Genomic DNA, 19,623 nt, shown 5'->3' with positions numbered 1-19,623 from the left:
TATTTTGATGAATATATTATAAATATAATACTCTCTCATTATATTCACTCTGTTATAATATGCAATATAGTAAGATATTATTAGTTAAAAGGAGTTGATAATATGAAGTTAGCACTTGCTCAATTAGATATTGCTTTTGAAAATAAGTCTAAAAATAAAGAAACTGTGATAAAATTTGTTAACCAAGCTGCAGATGAAAAAGTAGATATGATCTTTTTCCCTGAAATGACTTTAACAGGCTTTTCTATGAATACTTCTTTAATAGGAGAGAATAATAATGAAACTTTAAAATTTTTCAAAGAGTTGAGTTATAAATTTAATATTTGTATAGGTTTTGGTTATGTAGAAGGAACTTTGTGTTCTGAAAATAAGTACTCTGTCACGGCACCCCCAACCACTGGGGGTGTGCCTATCGTTCCTCTAGTCGTGCCTCTAGTGGTTGGGGGTGCCCCCTCTGGTTTAGAGCTTGTAAACTATAGTAAAATTCATCCTTTCTCCTTTGGTGATGAAACTAAATTTTATAAAAGTGGGAATGAAATCAAATCCTTCAATGCCTTTGGTTTTACTATAACCCCTTTTATATGCTACGATTTACGCTTTCCAGAAATATTTCAAATAGCTTCAAAAACTGCGACTTTAATTACTGTTTCAGCTAATTGGCCTTGTAAGCGCCGTGAGCATTGGATTACTCTACTAAAAGCAAGAGCCATAGAAAACCAATGTTATATTGCTGGAGTAAATCGAGTTGGTCTAGGTAATGGATTAAACTACAGTGGTGACTCAATGATTATAGATCCACTTGGTAATATAATAAGCACCTTATATAATGAAGAAGGTTTAGTTATTGCTGATATACATTATAATGAAGCAATTAAGATTAGGGAGAAATTTAGACTTAAAGATGATAGAAAAGAAAATTTGTATCGAAGCATGTACTAAGATAGCACCTAATTGAAGGTTCATCATGTAGGCGTTAAGATAGTAAGACATTTGTTAACAATCTCTAAGTTTACTTCATGAAAAATTACTAACGCACTCATTCGACCTCCTGTCTCAGAAGTGCTAGCAACTCTTCCTGAGTTGCTTACGTAAATTTTTCATTACATAAACTAAGATTTTGTAACACTCGTTTTATACTATCTGTCACTATCCTGCATGCTTTCACCTTCAATGACTATATGTTAAGTTATTGCGTACAATTTTTCATTACATAAGCTAAGACTTTGTAGGACTCATTTTATACCATAAGTCACTGTCTTACGTGATTTCAACTTCAATGACTGTATGTATAAATGGTCACTTTGAGTTTTTTATAAAAAGGCTATCATTATATTGAATATAAATATACATAACACTTTGAAATGTTCTAGTATAGTTAATCTAGGATGCTTTTTTAAATTTCGCTAAGCCTATAACCTTTATCCAAAATAACCTTCAATGTAATAAGAAATAAGAACGATTCTTTAGCCATTCATCTACTAATTTCATCTATAAAATATGAGTATTACGTGCCATTAATTTAGAGAGTTATTACTCACAATTAATACGATATTTTGATGAAATTCTTCTAATAAAAAACGACAAAGTTGTTGAAATTTCGTTTTAATATTTTTCTTTTATAAAAGCTAAATTGTCATATATTGCACGGGGATTTGAGTAGGAAAACTGGGTGATAACAGATATTTTGAGATTAACTGATTTTTAGGCAGGTAAAACAGTTGTGTTTCTTAATGAAATTTGTTGTTTTAAGTTAAATTTCGAAATATACAGAAGGTATAAAATAGTCACAATTATAATATATTTTCAGATAATTAAATATTTATCCACAGAATCGAAAAAGTTATCCACTAAAAGAGGATAACTTTTTCAAATTGTTCACTAAAAAAAACCATATTATGATAATAATACAATATTTATGAAAATTTACTCTATTTTGTAGAAAAGTTATCCACAGGCTTAACTTATTACCAAATTAATTCTGAAATACCATTTCTTATTTTTATTCGTTATTATTTCAATATTTATAAAACTATCTCTTATTTGTTTAATATGCAAAATTTATATTATTTTGTAGGATAATCTCGACCTTTATTATAACCTGCGAATATTAAAATTTCAATACAAAATTGTTAAATTTACAACACTTTATTTTACCAATAAACTTGTAATTACTATTAATATGATTTTTGCTTATATACCCAAATTTCAATGGTAAAAAGTGAATTAAATTATCATGTTTTTTAAAAAATCAAGTCTTTGAGGCAATATTGAAAAGATTATTTATATTACTTTAAATTTTCACGCAATTAAAAATTCATCCACAATTTTAAAAAAGTTATCCACGGAATGAGGATAACTTTGTCTAATAACCTGTTAATAAAACCATATTATGATAACATGTACAATTTTTACAACAATTTATCTGTTTTTACAGTTTAGTTATCCACAGATCTGAAATTCATATTAATGATTTTAGTTTTACTATATGTCTATAGTTACTACTATATGTCTATAGTTACTACTGTTTATTGTTAAATTAAATGAGGATGTTAACTGATTATAAAGATAAATAATTTGGTAAAAATCAAAATACATTTTAGCCAATAGTGCCTAAAATAAAGGTCTGAGCATATATTATTACTGTAAAATAATTAAAATTGGAGATGAATTTTTATGAAAGGAATAGATATATCTGTTTACCAAGGAACTGTAGATTTTAAAAAAGTAAAAAATAGTGGAATACAAATAGTTTATATTGAAGCTACAAAAGGACTCGCTTATGTTAATCCTCTTTTTAAATCACAATACGCCGGAGCAAAGGCAGCGGGACTTAAAATTGGATTTTATCATCGTTTTGAAGCAAATGATCCAATACTAGAAGCAAAACATTTTATAAAAATTATCGACGGGCTTTCTCCCGATTGTAAATACGTTATAGATGCAGAATCATCATATGGAAATAGCATAACAGTTTTAAGTTCTAAAGTAAGACAATTCGCAAATTATTTAATATCAATCGGTAAAGATGTTTGTCTTTATACAGGAGATAATTTTTACGCAACGCATTTAGACAATTCAGTCAAAAATCTGCCATTGTGGATAGCTCATTATAGAGTGACAAAACCAGATGTAATTAAATATATAGGATTTCAATATTCAGATACAGGAATTGTAGATGGAGTAACTGAATTTGTTGATTTAGATGAATTTAGTTCTGGTATATTTCTTGGACCAGTCCCACCTGTAGTAGTTATAAATGCCGTTGTACGATCTTTTCAACATGCTGCCAATTTAGTAGGACTTAAAGATAAAAATGGGTCTAAGCTCGTTGAAAATGGAATCATAGGAACTCATACTAACGAAGTTATTGCTAAGGTGTATGTAACTAAAGGAGCCCATAATGAATTAGTACGATGGATACAACAAAGACTTATTGCATCAGGATTCGGCTGTGGTCCAACTGGAGCTGATTCGTATTTTGGTTTAATCACACTCGCTGCTGTGAAAAAGTATCAAACATCAAAAAAATTAAAATCTGATGGAATCGTGGGGCCACTAACTATAAATAAACTTTTGAGATAACAAAATATTAAGCTAGTTAATAGTACAAGCTATTAATCACTATAGTCACAATTTTAAGCTTAAATTAAGGCACAAGATATTTTTAATACATCTTGTGCCTTTTGTATATTTAAATTACCTAGTCTATAGTACCAGCTTATCTAAAGATTACTCTTTTTATTTTAGAGTAATAAATTAATCTTATGCATCTAATGTAGTCTTCCCTTTTCCATATTGACCTTCCCAATCGCTAATAAAAGTTTTTATGCTTAAATCTGTGTAAGGATGGTAAATTAGTTTCTCAAAAAGATCCTTATTAACAGTAACTGAATGTGCACCTGCTAAACATACTTTGTGTACCTGTTCTACATTTTTAAAACTTGCTGCAAGAACTTTTGTAGAAATATTATTTATATTAAAAAGTTGGACGATATCAGAAACAACTTTTGCCCCATCTCCTAATATATTATCTATTCTATTTATATATGGTGCTACATAATCAGCTCCTGCATTTGCTGCCATCAATGCTTGTTGGGCTGTAAATATTGCCGTAGCAGTTGTTCTTATGTTTTTACTTTTTAAAATTTTAATGGCTTTTATTCCTTCAGGAATTACAGGAATCTTTACAGACACATTTTTACCTGCAAATTGCTTAATATATAATGCTTCCTTAACTATAGTTTCAGCATCAAGGCTTAAACATTGTACATGAAGCATAAGATCTTCACCTATCACTTCTCTAATCCCTTTAATTATTGATTTAAAATCCCCTTTTTCCTTAGCGATAATTGTTGGATTTGTAGTAACCCCTTCTATAGGATACAAATCTATAGCTTTTTTAATAAAACTTATATCCGCTGTATCTAAAATATATTGCATAAAAAACATCTCCTTTTAATCTATTTAATTATTATAATTTTTAAAGATTGATATAAATATTAATGTTTGTGATATGCTATGAGTATATTGTACCAACATTTATATATAGTTGTCAACCGTTTTCCAATTGTATAATATTTGAGCATGTTTATGATCAAGTTGTAATGATAGATTTTTGATTTTATTAATGGTAATGTATATCTTAATTATATATAGTTAAGATATAATTAAGATAGTAATCAATATTAAACATTTAAAGTCAATTACATATATGTGAGGAGTTAAAATATGAAATATAACAGATTGAAGGATATAGAAGAATATATATTGTATAGTGATACGGTTTCTTTGGATAAATTATGTGAGGCTTTTAGTGTTTCCAAAAATACAATTAGACGAGATATACAAAAGCTTGTAGATAAAGGATCTATTAAAAAAATTTATGGGGGCGTAATTGCAAACGAAAAAAAGATAATTGCATTTGAGGAAAGGAATGTAAAATATATATCTGAAAAAATACTAATAGCTAAGTTATCAGCCACATTTATAGAAGATGGGGATATAATTTTTATAGATTCAGGAACAACAACGATTAACATAATCGACTTTTTAAAAGACAAGAAAAATGTAACTATATTAACTGACAATCTAAAAGCTATAATCAAGGCATTTCCATATGACAATTTAAATATAATTTCTATAGGAGGAAGCTTAATAAAGAAGACTAACTGTTTTACAGGGGTTAATACCTTAGAACTTTTGAAAAAATATAATATAAACAAAGCTTTTATGGCGACTACTGGCATTTCAATAGTTAAGGGTGTTTCGGATTCTTCTCCTCTAGAACACGAAATCAAAAAATTAGTCGTGCAGCAAAGTGATGAAGTATTTCTGCCAGTTGATTCTTCGAAGTTTAATGTCTCATCTCTCATGACCTATTGTAATCTAAATGATATAGATTATTTAATAACTAACGAAGAACCAAGTCCTGAATATTTAAAATACTTTAAAGAAAATAATGTGAAAATAACTATACCAAATTATCATGAATAAAAATATAGGAAAACATAGAGTCATCCTTTAAAAGGATGACTCTATGTAATAAAAAATACTAAAAGTTTATCAATGTTTAGAAAATACAGTAGTGAATACAAAATAACACTAGTTAATTACTAGCATCAATGCCAATCTATAAAAGCTATCACCTGGTATATATGTATTTAAAAAATATATATATTTGTATTATAAGTATTGCAGGTATGCCGATTACAAATTTATTATGTTTGGTTTTATGCCTAAACAAATGCATCCCAAGAAATATACCCAAAGCACCGTAAAGAATAGCTATAGTAAATAGTGTATTTTCTGGAGTTCTCCACTGCCCCTTTTGTGATTTTTTCTTATCCGAATACATTATAAAAATTCCATATAAATTAATTGCTAAAAAATAATATAAAAAATATTTCATGTTTTCTCCTCCATTTAAATTCAAGTGCTTTAATTATATAATAAATAACAGATTAAATCACATAAAGCTTACATTAATTACTACTTTATTGTTATTAGTTTTAAGCCAATGATTCCACTTACAATTAATACAACACAAATAACACGCATAATGTTAATTGGCTCTTTAAACAAAATAACGCCTAAAACTACTGTACCAACAGTTCCTATACCAGTCCAAACTGCATATGCAGTTCCAAGTGGCAGACTTTTTAGTGCTAATGATAAAAAATAAAAACTTGCAAGCATTCCGATAATGGTTAATAAACTGGGTAATATTTTCGTGAATCCTATCGAATATTTTAACTCAATTGCCCATTCTATTTCAAAAAATCCAGCTACCACTAAATAAAACCATTCCATAATTACTCCCTCCTAAACTAATATTTCGTGACATCATTTTAAATTGGACAAAATAAAAAAGCCTAAAGAAATATTATTACAATATCTCCCAGGCTTTTATCCTTCCGTGAACACAGATAACTGTGTGTTTTCTCTCGGACCAGCCAGTTAAAAACTGCGGAACCCTAGAAAACCAAATAAATATTAAGTTTTAACTTATATATCAATATAACCATAATAAATTAGATAAGTCAAGGTACTCCGGAGAACTACAGGGTTCTTCTTACGTGTACTCTAGTTTTACCGTACTTCCTCCCTTACCTTGTTCTGCTGGAGTTACTATTAGTTTTATTGGTACTCTATTACGAAGCTCCTCCACGTGACTTATTATCCCTACGGATAATGTACTTGAATGAAGTTTTTCAAGAGAATTCATTACTACATCTAATAAATCCGTATCTAGTGTTCCAAATCCTTCATCTAGGAAGAAGAATTCTAGTGGGGCACTCCCCTTTAATTGAATCTGAGAAGAAAGTGCAAGCGCAAGGCATAGCGAGGTTAAGAAGGTTTCTCCTCCGGATAACGTGTTAGTTTCACGTCTTGTACCTCCATTGAAATCATCTCTCATAATAAATGCGCCCTCAGCATCAAGCTCCAATGCATAACGTCCTCTTGTTATATCTTTCAACCGTTTTGAGGCCTCCATGGATATATATTTAAGTTGCTTCGTGGCTACATACTCTACAAATTTTTTACCTTGAATTAAAGTGTCAAGTTCTCCTATTAGGCTAAGTTTGTGCTCTACTTCTTTTTTCTTTGTTAAAAGGGTTTTAATTTCTTTTATCTTTCTTTCCATTTCCTCAAGTGCTCTAAGCTGCGCACCTATTGCCCCAGTCTTTTCTTCTAAGACTACACCAATAGCTTGCCTTTTTTCCTTTATTTCTTCATAGATAGTAACGTCTATTTCTTTTCCATTAAGTAATTTTTCTACTCTTAGCAAATTATCTAAGATTCCACGTTTAACTTCTTCGTACTTTTTAATTTCCTTTTCTAGTAATGCCAAATCTCCTCTTGAAATTAAATAAAGAGATACCCCCTCACTAGTTTCAAAATAGTTTTCTTTAAGAGACTTTTCTAATTTGTCTTTTCCCTCATCAAACATCCTTAAAAGCATATCTTTTTTATCTTCTTCACTGGTTTTTTGTGTTTGTACAGTTTGCTTTTCTACAGTTTCTTTCTCATAAATTTCTTTTAAATTAGCCTCTTTATAAGTTATATCTTTTATTTCATTTCTTACCTTTTCTACTTCAATTATAGGTGTTTGCTTCTGTGTAGGCGTGAATCCACAAAGTTCAACTATTTGAAGCGTCAAACGATCTATTTCTGCCTTTTTCTCCTTGCCACTTGTTATTATTTCTGTTTTTGAGCTACCAAGGTCTCTTAAAAACTTGTCATTGTCAACTCTTTGCTTTTCAACGTCTACTAGCTGAGTTCTAAATTTACGTGATGCTGTATTTAGCTTTATAACTTCATTATCTATGACTTTAATTTGTGAAATTTTTTCTTTTATAGACATTGATTTCTCATTACTACTTAGTTTTTTGTTAAATAAATCTTCTTCTTTTGATAACTCTTCTTTTAATAATTTATAATTTTCCTGTAATAGCTTTAGTTTAGCGCTAGAAATAGACAATTCTTCTTGTAATCCTATTAGTGTTTCACTTTCTTTTCTTAAACCTTCTCCAAGTTTGCCCTCATCTATATCTGCTTTGCTTTTTTCATCTCTCAATTTAAGTAATGATAAATCCAGTTCAGTCTTTTGTTTATTGTAAACTTCACTTTTTTCTTTAAACTGGAGTACTACTAATTCACTTGTTTTTTTAGCCTCTTGCAGTTCTTCAATCTTAACATCCTTAAGCTTATCCGTAACTAAATCTAGTTGATTAATTATATTTTCTTCATCTCTCAAAAGCTCTGCAAATTTTATTTGATCTCGTTGAAAGTTTCTAAATACATCATCTAAATCATCCTCTTCTTTTTGCTTTGAATTCTTAGCATCGTCAAAGGTAACATCTTGTACTAGATTTGCGACTTGTGGATGGTGCAATGAGCCACATACAGGGCAAAGGTTTCCTTCTTCTAAATCAGAAGATAAAATTCCTGCCATACGACTTATCTCTATTTCTTTTATATTAGCTTCTATAGTCTTAATTAATACTTTCTTATTTTCTATATTTTCTTTAGTATTTTTTAGTATTATCTTAACCTTTGAACTTTCACCATGAACAGTACTGTACTTTTCTTCAAGTTCTACCCTTATTTTATTGTTTTCTACAGCTTTTTCTAGCAGGTCTCGTGATGTGCTATACTCTTCCTGCTTTTTTAGCAACAAATTATTATCTCCCGGGAAATTATTCGCTATTTCTGCGCCTTTTTCTTCTAAAAGGGCTAATTTTTTCTGCTTTTTTTCCTTTAGTATTAAGGCTTCATTATGTTTTAGCTTTGTGTTAGATACATCTTTCTGTAAGGCTTGAGCTTTACCCTTAAGCTGCTCTACATTTTTTTCTGCAGTTGTTACTTCTAGCTCACTACTTCTTGTGTTATAAAGTTTTTCCCTATATTCGGGTAATATTTCTATTTCACTTAATTTTACCTCAGATACTTGTAAATCCTTTTCTATTTTTTCTCTACTGGTATTAATTAAGTCTGCATTTAAACTTTTTTCATTTATCAAAAAGGTGATTTCTTTATGTTTTTTTAGAAGGATATCCTTTTCTTTTGCTAGATTAATTATTTTCTCTTCAATATAAGTAGCTTGTTTTAGACTTACTTCTTTCTCAATCAAACTAGGTAATTTATCATTTTTAGTTTTAAAGGCAACATCATATGAAGTTTTTGTAATATTCAGCTTTTTACATATAACTTCAAATGCACTATTTAATTTATGAAGTGTTTCTTTGTTAATAAAAAGGCTTTTACTCGCACTAGTTACATTATCCATATATGGTTTTACATTTAAGGCTAAACTCCCTTTAGTAAATTTCTCTTTCTTATCTTTTATTTCATCTTGTTGGAGTTTTAACAAAACTTCCTTTTGCACATACTGCTTTTTTTCTTGTTGCAGCTCCCATATGGTTTTATATTCCTCATACTCTTTATCTAAAAAATTTTTCTGAATTTTAATCTTTTTTTCTTCTTCCTTTAAAGTATCCAGTACGGTTTTTATCTCAGTGCGAGCTTCTTCCCCTACATTCTCGTAGCCCTTCATTTCTCCCTCAAGCATAGTTTTAGTATTTAAGTTTTTGTTTCTAACTGATTTTATTTTATCGTAAAGCTTTGTTCCGTATTTTTCTAGAGCAAATATTCTCTCGAGCATATTTCTTCTTTCTTTTCCAGTAAGCTTTAAAAATTCATTGAACTTACCTTGAGGTAATACTACAGACCTTGTAAAATCCTCAACTTTTAATCCTATAATATTTATTATGTTTTCTTCAACGTCTTTTGGCCCTTCTGCTAGAACATTATTTTCATCAGGGTTTTCTTTATTTACTTCTATAAGCCTTGCATAAGCAGTTTTAAAATATCCAGTTTTTAATCTCTTTATACTTCTTTCCGCTCTATACATTTTTCGTAATTTTCCAAGCCCTATCTCAAAATCAAAACTTATTTCTACCACATTGGTCTCTGTATTTACGAATTCCTTAGTGTCTCTAGATACTTTTCCATAAAGAGCTATCGTTATTCCATCTAATATGGTTGATTTACCACTAGCTGTTGGGCCGAAAATCCCGAAAAGTCCCTTTTCCGTAAGCTTTGAAAATTCTATAGTTTGCTGCTGTACAAATGAATTCAATCCTTTTATTTTAAGATTTACTGGTTTCATTTTTCGGTTCTCCCTCCTCGTCTAATGCTATGCTTAAGAATAACTCCATTAACTCGCCGGATGGCTCTAGTCCTCCTTTAGCACGTGTAAAATATTCTCTAAATAATTCTTCCATTGATTTTTCCCTTAGGCTTTCTTTTAATTCGTTAGCATCTTCAATTTCTTCAATTATTGGCTGAATAGAAACTATGTCAACTCTTAGTCTTTTCATTTCCTTTATATTCTCTGTACTTATTATTTCCTTTGTCTTTATTTCAAGGTATACCCAAATATTCTTTTCGCCTTCAAGTTTGCATTTTTCTAAGGCATCTTCCACGCTATCACATTTCCATACTTCTATAGGCTTGTAGTTTCTGAATTTTATATCTGATATATTAGCCTCTTCGCCAGCTTTTACATCTACGATATACGCTCCCTTACTATAGTTTATTTCACTTTTACTATATTGAATTGGAGAGCCAGAATATCTTATCTTGCCTTTTGTGCCCGGAACCTTTTGTGGTCTATGAAGATGACCTAGAGCGCAATACTGCGCTTTTGCTGGGAATTTTGATGGAGCAACTGAAAGACTTCCCCCCAGTTGAATACTTCTCTCTGATCCACTTTCCTCTCCCCCCATAACATAAAGGTGAGACACTACTAAATTTATAGTATCATCTCTATATTTAAGTGCTAATTTGTCAAATAACTCACCTATTCTGTCTGAATAACTTTTTTGTCTGTCTTCATCATTTAATTCAACTGATAAAACTTCATTTAATCTTTTTTCACTTGGATATGGAAGTGTTATTATAACTGCCTTTTCACCTCGCACACTAAGTTCTACATACCCTTCGCCGCTTTCTACTACTTCAAAATCGTACTTATGCTCAGTGTTAAATTCTCCAAATACCCCTTGCCTTGCTATGCTTTTAGGTTCACCTAATAGAATTACTCCATGCTCATATGCAAGAGGACTTGCAGCTACTAATCTCTCTGGGTTATCATGGTTACCTGCTATAACTAATACTGCAGTTTTCCCACCACTAGTAATATCCTTAAGGGTGCTATAAAACATTTTTTCCGCTTTTGCTGGTGGATTTCCATTATCATAGATATCTCCAGCTATAAGTACTAAATCTATATCATTATCTCTAACTATTCCAATAAACTCTTCTAAAAATTCTTCTTGTTCCTCAAGCCTGCTATACTGCTCTAGGCTCTTTCCCAAATGCCAATCTGAGGTATGAAGTATTCTCATAATTGTTTGCTCCTTTCTTATGCTTCTTTCTTGGGGACGGTTAACAACTATTTGCTGTTTTCTTGTTCCCTTTTCTTAGGGACAGTTAACAACTATTTATTGTTTTCTTGTTCCCTTTTCTTGGGGACAGTTAACAACTATCTATTGTTTTCTTGTTCCCTTTTCTTAGGGACAGTTAACAACTATCTATTGTTTTCTTGTTTCCTTTTCTTGGGGACAGTTAACAACTATCTATTGTTTTCTTGTTCCCTTTTCTTGGGGACAGTTAACAACTATCTACCGTTTTATTTTACTTCTACTGCCTCATCTGTACTAAATGAATATAGGTATCTCTCTTTAATATCTTTCTCAAGAGTAACCTCAAGTGCCTTAGCATAATAATCAAGTTGAGACTTATATTTTTCTATTAATGAATTTGTATCTCCCTTTTTTACAATGTCTGTTTTATAATCTACAAGAATTATTCCACCATTTTCCTCAAAATAGCAGTCAATTATCCCTTGAAGCATTATTTTTTCCTCTCCATATGTTTCGACAGGAAGGTTTTTGTATATATCTGTACTTCTAATTTCCATATGAAATGGAGCTTCTCTTTGCAACATATTTAAATCATAAGCCTTTATCATTCTTCGACCAAGACTTGTTTTAAATAATTTCACTAATTTATCAATGCGAATGCTTTTGCCCTCTTCTTCTGAAATCAATAATTTTTCTACAAGAGTTTCTACTTGTACTTTTATTTCATTTAATGTTGTAACTTTATTTAAGTCCAATTTTTGAAGTACTGAATGCATTGCTGTTCCTTTTTCTGCTGGAGATAAGCCCTTAACTTCTTCAAGAAACTTGGGTTTACTTATAAGTCTTGGCGCAAACATATTGCTAGAGTCTTCCTCTGTAAGCTCCACATTGAATTTTCTTTTAAGCTCCGTTACGGTAAGTACTGTAGGCATCTTTGTAGACATATCATATTTATAAATAAATCCTAGTCTTTTTCCAATCTCGTCCATACATTTCTCATCTATTGGTTTTTCCTTAAGTGATGCTAACTTTTCTGTAGTACTAATAGGGGTTTCTTCTTCACATATATCATTACTCAATACATCATCTCTATTCCAAAAACGCACTAAAAAACTTGCGGGATGGTCTAGTAAATGAATACTAGTATCATCTATTTCTATACGCTCCCTTAATGGTTTCCCATCAATATGTCTAATAATTGCTGGTATTATCCACTCTAAATAACTTCTACCTTTTAGGATTTCATATTCTCCTAATTTCTCACTATTTTCTTCTAAACTAGAACTCATTCTAGTTAAATTTTTCTCTATATTTCTCATTGACCCAGTTATAATTAACTTTTCTTTAGCTCTAGTTAATGCTACATATAGAACTCTCATTTCCTCGGCTAAACTTTCTATCTTTATAGTCTTTCTTAGTGCTTGTTTAAGTACTGTAGGATATGAAATTCTCCTTATAGGATCAACAAAATCTGGACCGTATCCTAAATCATGGTGAAATAATATGCTCTTATTCATATCCATTAGATTGAAATTTTTCCCCATTCCGCTTAGAAATACTATGGGGAACTCTAACCCCTTACTTTTATGAATGCTCATTATCCTAACTACATTTTCATTTTCACCTAATGTTTTAGCGCTACCCATGTCTCCACTACTTACTTTTAGCTTATTTATGAAGTTTATAAAATTAAACAATCCCTTGTAGCTAGTTTCCTCATATTGTCTTGCCCTTTGGAACAGAACTTTTAAATTTGCTTGTCTTTGTGATCCTCCTGGCATGGCTCCTATATACCCGTAATACCCAGTGTCTGTATACAAATACCATATAAATTCATCAATAGGCATGTACGTGCAGATTTCTCTAAAGTGATCCAATTTTACTAGGAATTTTCTAAGCTTATCTACTATTGATTTTTTATTACTAGATTCTTCATCTTCGCTAATAGAATCAGCTTTCTTATCCCCCGCATTGACTTCTTTATTCTCAATCTCTGTTTCTTGATTATCAGACTCTGTTTCTCTATTACCTGAAAAGTTAACCATTGCCTCATAAAAGCATATTTCTCTTTGGCCAACCCTTATGTCCACTAGCTCTTCTGATGTAAAACCCCCTATTGGAGAACGAAGCACTGCGAGCATTGGTATATCCTGTCTTGGGTTATCAATAATTTGCAAAAGACTCATGATTATTTGTATTTCTATTGTGCTAAAATATCCCGTGCCTGTATCTGCATAGACTGGTATATTCTCAAGCTTTAATTGTTCTAAAAATGAAGGTGCCCAAGCTGAGGTTGCCCGAAGTAATATTACGATATCCTTATAGTCTACAAATCTATAGTCCTTAATGTTTTTATCATAAACTTTAAAGGCATTTTCATCGTTATGTAACATTAATTCTTTTATTCTTTTAGCCACAATTTTAGCTTCGAGCTCAATATTCGTAGGCGTTTCATCTTCATTAGTGTTGCCCTGTCCCTGATTTTCATGTTCACCTTCGCTCTCATTAGTGTTGCCCTGTCCCTGACTTTCGTGACTTTCTTCATCATTTTCTGCGTCTTTAACTTCTTTTTCGATAAGATGTAATTCTACTGGACCCCCTACTGTTCCTGGACCTTCAAGATCGTCAAAATGAGCTCCTAAATTTAATGCTTCTTCATCCGTATAGTCAAGATCTCCGATATTTTTGCACATTATTTGTTTGAAGATATAGTTTACTGCATTTATAACACAATCTCTACTTCTAAAGTTTTTATATAAAGTGATTTTTCTAGTTTTTGCTCCATCATCTTTTGAATAGCTATTATATTTTGCTAAAAAAAGTTCTGGTCTTGCTTGCCTAAATCTATATATACTCTGTTTTACATCTCCTACCATGAATACATTGGGAGATCCTATTTTTTCTCTTGAGATTATGTTAAGTAACGTTTCTTGTACCATATTGCTGTCTTGATATTCATCTATCAAGATTTCTTCGTATTTATTTCTTAATGAAATGGCTACATCTGATGGTTCTGGTTTTCCATCATCGCACATAACCACTTCTCCCTCTTCATTTTTTCTCATCAAAATATCAAGGCAATAATGCTCGAAGTCATTAAAATCTATAATAGAGCGTTCCTTTTTCTTTTCTCTATATTTTTGACCAAGATCTATAACAAGTTGTGATAGCTCCCTCATTTGTGGATATAATGTTTTTATATCTGTTAATGAACTTTCAGAGCTTGCATCAATTATTTGCTTTTGTAATTCTTGTAATTGTTTTTTTACTTTGTTTCTTATGTCTTGTACTACCTTTTGTTTACCCTTATCTTTACATGCTTTTATAGTTGTAAGCTTTGCGAAACTTAGAACTTCAAAAGTAGTTTCTAAACTTTCGAAGGAATTATTTGATGCACTTATTAAATCTGCTATTAATGCTAAATCATCTTTGAACACTTCATTATATAATATTATAGCTTCATTATTTTCTATAATTTTTAGTGCCTTTATCATTACCTTTTCAATTCCCGATAGCTCTATTTTAGTGTCTGCCATTAGAACCTTTGCCCAAGGGGTATCACTAAAACTGTATCCGTCTTTAATATTAAAAGCCTCTGCTGCGTCTATTAGCCACTTTGTTGGAGTTGTAGAACTCATAGCAAAATTATAAAGACTTAAAACTATTCCTTGGAGGCCTAAATCCTCTTTATTATTACTATAAGCTTCAACTAAATCTAAAAAGCTAGATTCTCCTAGATTAAAAGAATTACCTTCTTCAACTGGTGCTAAAACATCAGGCTCCTCTAATTCATCTATAGAGCTGCCCTCTATATTTAATGATTTAGGGGTTACCTCTAAATGCATCGGACCGGAATCCTCGTCTACTTCTGAAGAACTGATTTCATCTTTACTTTTCCTTTTATCGTTAATAGCAACATACCTATCCTCAAAAAGTTCTTCTAGGGCTTCTTGTTTTAAAAGTACTGCTTCTGTTGTATCTGCTATTCGAAAATTGGGATCTAAGTCTACAATATGATAATTACTACGAATAACCTCAAGGCAGAAGGAGTGGATAGTTGTAATGCTGGATTTATTAAGCAAGGTTAATTGCCTTTGAAGTAACTTACTTTGTGGATTATTATGAAGCTCCCTGGATATTGCAGCCGCTATTCTCTCCCTCATCTCAGATGCAGCAGCATTCGTAAACGTAACTACCAAAAGCTTGTCTATATCTGTAGGGCGCTCCTCGTCTGTTACTATCTTTATTATTCTTTCAACAAGTACTGCAGTTTTACCCGAACCTGCAGCTGCGGCTACTAGAATATTGCAGTCACGAGTTAAAATAGCCTTTTGTTGATCTTCTGTCCAGTTCACCTTTGGGCCTTGTTGTTTAATTTCATTATCGCCTTTTATCATAACTCCTTCTCCACCCCGCTTTCCCTTATATCATTGTTTTCTATTTCACTTGGTTCATTAGATTCATTAGTTTCCTTAGATAAGAGCTCCCATATTTCCTTGTCTCTTTTATCTTTTATTACCTTATATGTGTTTTCCTTTAATGTAGGATCAAATTGGCAAATAGCTGTGTATTCACAATAAGCGCATGGAGTAGCATCCTTTTTCTTATATGGTTTTATGTCTATTTCCCCACTTAGCATTTCCTCACATGTTTTTATAAGATTCTCTTTTACATGATTAAGTAGCATATCAAACTGCTCCTTAGTTGCTACTGATGATCTTGATCCTAAGTCTCCATTTTTCTTAATAGATGCTGGAACAACTAAAGATGCACCTTCTATATTTCTATCCATTTCTCTTATTATCTTAGTATCTGCTAGAAGTAGCCCCTTCATTTTCAAAGCTTTCATTATTGCTTTTTCCAGTTCTTCTTCATCTAAATTGTTTTTAGCTTTTATAACTGGGTCATCTATTTTAAAATACAATATACCTGCTGGGAAAATTGGCTCCTCGGAAACCGCGCTTTCATTCCTAAGCATGGCGTCTAAATAGGTAAGCAGTTGTATTTGAAGTCCATAATATACGTCGGATAGTTTAAAATCTTTATTTCCTGATTTATAATCTATAATTCGATAAAATTCTTCTCCCTCATTTATTAACTTATCTACTCTATCTATTCTACCAACTAGGTTTACAATTTCACCTGTGGATAGTTTTATTCTTATCGGTGGATAATCTCCCTCTTCGAACCCAAATGATACTTCGTAACCAAAAGGTTCAAAACCGCTATTCTTCATTTGCTCAACAATAACGTATATAGTTTTCTTTAAAACTCTTTTCAATCTCTCTGTAAAGTACTTATACCTTGGTGTGCTGTTTAATATATAACCACTTAACCCAGCCGATGCTTCTTTTTCTACAATGCTTGCTATGTTTTGCTCACACCATACTTTATCAAGACTCGCCCATTTCATCTCATTTTTATCCACAAGTTTCGAAAAATTATCAAGTACGCTGTGCATAAAACTGCCTAAATCCGGTGATGAGAATGTAAAAGTTTTTCTCTCCTTTGCTTTTAAGCCATATTGAACGAAATAAGCAAAGGGACACTCTTCATATTTTTCTATTCTAGATACACTAAAATAATTTTTCTCTCCATAAAGAAGTTTAACTTTCTCTTTTTGAAGCATTTTAACTTCATTTTTATAATCGAAGCCCTCAAACATAGTATTGCTCTTATCTCTCCAGAATGGATTCTTTTGATACCATGTGTAAACCGCAATCCATAGGGGGGATATATGTCCTTCCTCTAGATATCCTCTTAAAGCAAAAATCAAATCATTAAAGGTTGGGACTTTTGCACAAACCTGTGCCATCTCATAAGAGCCATTAACATCATCAAGCTCATCATTATATTGAGAAATATTACTTTCTTCTTTTAAGCCTTTAAATAATGCAACAAATCTTGATATTATAATGGAAGGCCTTAATGTTTTCCCCTCATAATCTGCTATAGGATAACTTATATTCAGGTATTTACTTGGAATAGTAATGGTAGCATAAATTAAATACTGCTCATTAAATACCTCAGTTTTAGTGTCATTTGCTAGTTCTACTTGGTTTTCCTTAAGTATTATTCTATCATTATCTGTGAATATTCCCTCTTCCTTGCTTGCCTTTGGAAATATACCATCATTTACGCCAACGATATATAACGCTTTTATGTCATGACTTTTTATACGCTCAACGCTACTTATGGTTACTCCATCAAGGGCTGGCGGTATAAGTCCCATTTGATGTTTACTAAATCCCATTGATAGGACCTTCACAAACTCCTCAAGAGATAAGGTTTCATTTCCAATTACCTCAACCATCTGGTCTAATAACTCCATAACTAAATTCCATATTTTACTGTACTCAGTAACTAGTTCCTGTTTACCTTCACTTTTAAAAATTTCTATCCACTTCTCTAGTGTTTTATATACATTAATAGTTTCTAGGAATTCGAATAGGGTTGTACAAATTCTAGTAACATTCCCTTTACCTTTTAACTTTTCTTTAAATTGTAAAAGTGGCGTTATTATAGTTTCCCTAGTATCATTTAATATTTTGATAGCCGCATCTACTCTTTTCGTTTCATCATCTGTGGCCTTATCATTATTATAGTAATCTCTAAAATAATACTTTATTTTTTCCTGCCACAAATCAGGCTCTGTCCATTTCCTTTTGCCTTTTATACCTGTAGCAATAACGAAATTTTCTAGTATGTCTATGTTTTTCTTTTCTATATCTAAAAGCCCTGTTTTAAGATACCTAAACATTGACTCATAACTAAAGTTCTTATTAAATATTTCAACAACACCTGTTATTAACACTATTAATGGGTTACTTGTTATGTCTTTTTTCTTATCTATAAATAAAGGAATATTATATTCCGTAAAAATAGTTTTAATTAACTTCTCATAGGTTGGCAAATCTCTAGTGACTACTGCTATTTTATTAAACCGTATATGTTCATCCCGGCATAATCTTAATATATCTTTAGCCACATGCTCAACTTCAGAGTAACCATTAAGAGCCTTAAACATCTTTATGTTTTCACACTTTTTATTTAATGTTTCATATGGGAAAGCAAAATAATTTCTCTCAAGAAAAGATAACTCCAAATTATCTTTAAATTTATATTCTTTATTATCTTGTAGCCTTATAGGTTCATCGATACTTGTCCCACACTCCTGGGCTAAATTTAAAAGCTTATCTTCTGTAAACTTTATAGAATAAAAAGCATCAGATTCTTCCATTAACTTTGAGTGCTCTGGGCTTTTTAAGGGAAGCGTTATATTTATCCTTTTAGCCTTACTGTATAATTTTTCGAGTATTGCATACTGCTGTGGTGTAAATCCAGTAAACTCATCAAACCAAAACTCTGCTCCATCAAATATACTACACTCATCAAGTGCACTATATAACCTAGTCAAATCGTCATCAGGATCCACATAGTTTACATTTAAAATATTATTGAATTCACTATATATTAAGGATAAGTCTGTTATCTTATCTATTAATAAAGGATTTTCTCCTTTTCCTAAGGTATTATTTCCTTTTTCAAAAGTATTATCACCTTTTAGTAAGGGGGCTTCCCCTTCTACATCTACTAAGGCGTTCTTGCCTTCTGCTAAGGCGTTCTTGCCTTCTACTAAGGAGTTCTCTCCTTCTACTAAGGAGTTCTCTCCTTCTACTAAGGAGTTCTCAGTTTTTGGTAAATTACTATTTTCTAAATTCTGTCTTACTAAATTTAAATCTTCCACAGAGATACTATATTTCTTAAACTCTGTGATTGCACTTGCAACATTATCTACAAATCCTTTTTGCTTGGATGCGCCTTTAAATACCTTAAATTTATCCACATTTTTTTGAAGTATACTGTGAATAAGCATTGCTTTTCCTGATGTATCCATATGATTAAAGGTTATGCCTCCAACCTCACTAAATACTTTATACGCTAATCTATTAAAACTAAGCACTTGGACGTTTTTTATTCCTGTAGATCCAACTACTTTAATAAGATTTTTCTCAGCTTGAAAAGAAAATTGTTCTGGGACTAAAAGTACTAGAGGTTTTTCAATCACGATTTTACTTCTAGATTCTATATCCTTTAAACAGAAAGTACTCTTTCCTTTTCCAGCTCCTCCATAGATAAATCTCAAACTCACAAAAACACGTCCTTTCTCTTTTAATTTAGATACATTTAAACT

The 19,623-nt window shown here is 31.3% G+C and carries 10 protein-coding genes and 1 riboswitch; of the genes, 3 read left to right on the top strand and 7 right to left on the bottom strand.

The genetic code is table 11. The features are described from left to right. Nucleotides 1-102 precede the first annotated feature (102 nt). Both KPL38_RS01190 and KPL38_RS01185 read left to right on the top strand, forming a co-directional pair. The gene (locus tag KPL38_RS01190; protein ID WP_216285777.1) at nucleotides 103-939 is read left to right on the top strand and encodes a nitrilase-related carbon-nitrogen hydrolase; all 837 of its coding nucleotides are present in this window, start codon (nucleotides 103-105) and stop codon (nucleotides 937-939) included. A gap of 1,734 nt (nucleotides 940-2,673) precedes the next feature. Continuing rightward, on the top strand, nucleotides 2,674-3,582 hold the full coding sequence (locus tag KPL38_RS01185) for a GH25 family lysozyme (protein ID WP_216285775.1): 909 nt from the start codon (nucleotides 2,674-2,676) through the stop codon (nucleotides 3,580-3,582). Between the two features lie 180 nt (nucleotides 3,583-3,762). Here KPL38_RS01185 and KPL38_RS01180 read toward each other — a convergent pair whose 3' ends face one another. Then, a complete protein-coding gene (locus KPL38_RS01180; RefSeq protein WP_216285773.1) occupies nucleotides 3,763-4,440 on the bottom strand; it encodes a transaldolase family protein in 678 nt (225 codons plus the stop codon). Nucleotides 4,441-4,728: 288 nt separating this feature from the next. On the opposite strand from KPL38_RS01180, the gene KPL38_RS01175 reads away from it, so the two are divergent. Further along, nucleotides 4,729-5,493: a DeoR/GlpR family DNA-binding transcription regulator gene (locus KPL38_RS01175; RefSeq protein WP_216285771.1), complete on the top strand. Its 765-nt coding sequence runs from the start codon at nucleotides 4,729-4,731 to the stop codon at nucleotides 5,491-5,493. A 148-nt stretch (nucleotides 5,494-5,641) separates the two neighbouring features. On the opposite strand, the gene KPL38_RS01170 is transcribed toward KPL38_RS01175, so the two are convergent. The 6 genes from KPL38_RS01170 to addB form a co-directional block, all read right to left on the bottom strand. Beyond that, entirely contained in the window at nucleotides 5,642-5,908 is a 267-nt protein-coding gene (locus KPL38_RS01170) for a DUF1294 domain-containing protein (protein WP_216285769.1), read from the bottom strand. An 80-nt stretch (nucleotides 5,909-5,988) separates the two neighbouring features. Beyond that, nucleotides 5,989-6,309, bottom strand: coding sequence for a DMT family transporter (locus KPL38_RS01165; RefSeq protein ID WP_216285767.1), 321 nt, complete (start codon nucleotides 6,307-6,309; stop codon nucleotides 5,989-5,991). An 83-nt stretch (nucleotides 6,310-6,392) separates the two neighbouring features. Beyond that, nucleotides 6,393-6,488, bottom strand: a riboswitch (guanidine-I (ykkC/yxkD leader). A gap of 83 nt (nucleotides 6,489-6,571) precedes the next feature. After that, nucleotides 6,572-10,171 (bottom strand): AAA family ATPase, encoded by a 3,600-nt coding sequence (locus KPL38_RS01160; protein WP_216285765.1) that lies wholly within the window; start codon nucleotides 10,169-10,171, stop codon nucleotides 6,572-6,574. After that, nucleotides 10,152-11,411, bottom strand: coding sequence for an exonuclease SbcCD subunit D (locus KPL38_RS01155; RefSeq protein WP_216285763.1), 1,260 nt, complete (start codon nucleotides 11,409-11,411; stop codon nucleotides 10,152-10,154). The genes KPL38_RS01160 and KPL38_RS01155 overlap by 20 nt, the downstream gene beginning before the upstream one ends. 284 nt (nucleotides 11,412-11,695) lie before the next feature. Then, nucleotides 11,696-15,826 carry a helicase-exonuclease AddAB subunit AddA gene (gene addA / locus KPL38_RS01150; protein WP_216285761.1) on the bottom strand — a complete coding sequence of 1,377 codons (4,131 nt, stop codon included), beginning with the start codon at nucleotides 15,824-15,826 and terminating at the stop codon, nucleotides 11,696-11,698. Continuing rightward, complete coding sequence (gene addB, locus KPL38_RS01145) at nucleotides 15,823-19,581, bottom strand: helicase-exonuclease AddAB subunit AddB (RefSeq protein ID WP_216285759.1); 3,759 nt, start codon at nucleotides 19,579-19,581, stop codon at nucleotides 15,823-15,825. The genes addA and addB overlap by 4 nt, the downstream gene beginning before the upstream one ends. Nucleotides 19,582-19,623: the final 42 nt, after the last annotated feature.

Origin of the sequence: Clostridium psychrophilum, from assembly GCF_018861705.1 — a bacterium.
In the GTDB taxonomy this organism is placed as follows: domain Bacteria; phylum Bacillota; class Clostridia; order Clostridiales; family Clostridiaceae; genus Clostridium_AD; species Clostridium_AD psychrophilum.
This window is presented reverse-complemented; position numbering and strand designations above follow the sequence as displayed.

Bases quoted from the DNA above. Each gene is read 5' to 3' on its own strand.
- KPL38_RS01190 (WP_216285777.1), top strand. From the start codon at position 103: ATGAAGTTAGCACTTGCTCAATTAGATATTGCTTTTGAAAATAAGTCT.
- KPL38_RS01185 (WP_216285775.1), top strand. From the start codon at position 2,674: ATGAAAGGAATAGATATATCTGTTTACCAAGGAACTGTAGATTTTAAA.
- KPL38_RS01180 (WP_216285773.1), bottom strand. From the start codon at position 4,440: ATGCAATATATTTTAGATACAGCGGATATAAGTTTTATTAAAAAAGCT.
- KPL38_RS01175 (WP_216285771.1), top strand. From the start codon at position 4,729: ATGAAATATAACAGATTGAAGGATATAGAAGAATATATATTGTATAGT.
- KPL38_RS01170 (WP_216285769.1), bottom strand. From the start codon at position 5,908: ATGAAATATTTTTTATATTATTTTTTAGCAATTAATTTATATGGAATT.
- KPL38_RS01165 (WP_216285767.1), bottom strand. From the start codon at position 6,309: ATGGAATGGTTTTATTTAGTGGTAGCTGGATTTTTTGAAATAGAATGG.
- KPL38_RS01160 (WP_216285765.1), bottom strand. From the start codon at position 10,171: ATGAAACCAGTAAATCTTAAAATAAAAGGATTGAATTCATTTGTACAG.
- KPL38_RS01155 (WP_216285763.1), bottom strand. From the start codon at position 11,411: ATGAGAATACTTCATACCTCAGATTGGCATTTGGGAAAGAGCCTAGAG.
- addA (WP_216285761.1), bottom strand. From the start codon at position 15,826: ATGATAAAAGGCGATAATGAAATTAAACAACAAGGCCCAAAGGTGAAC.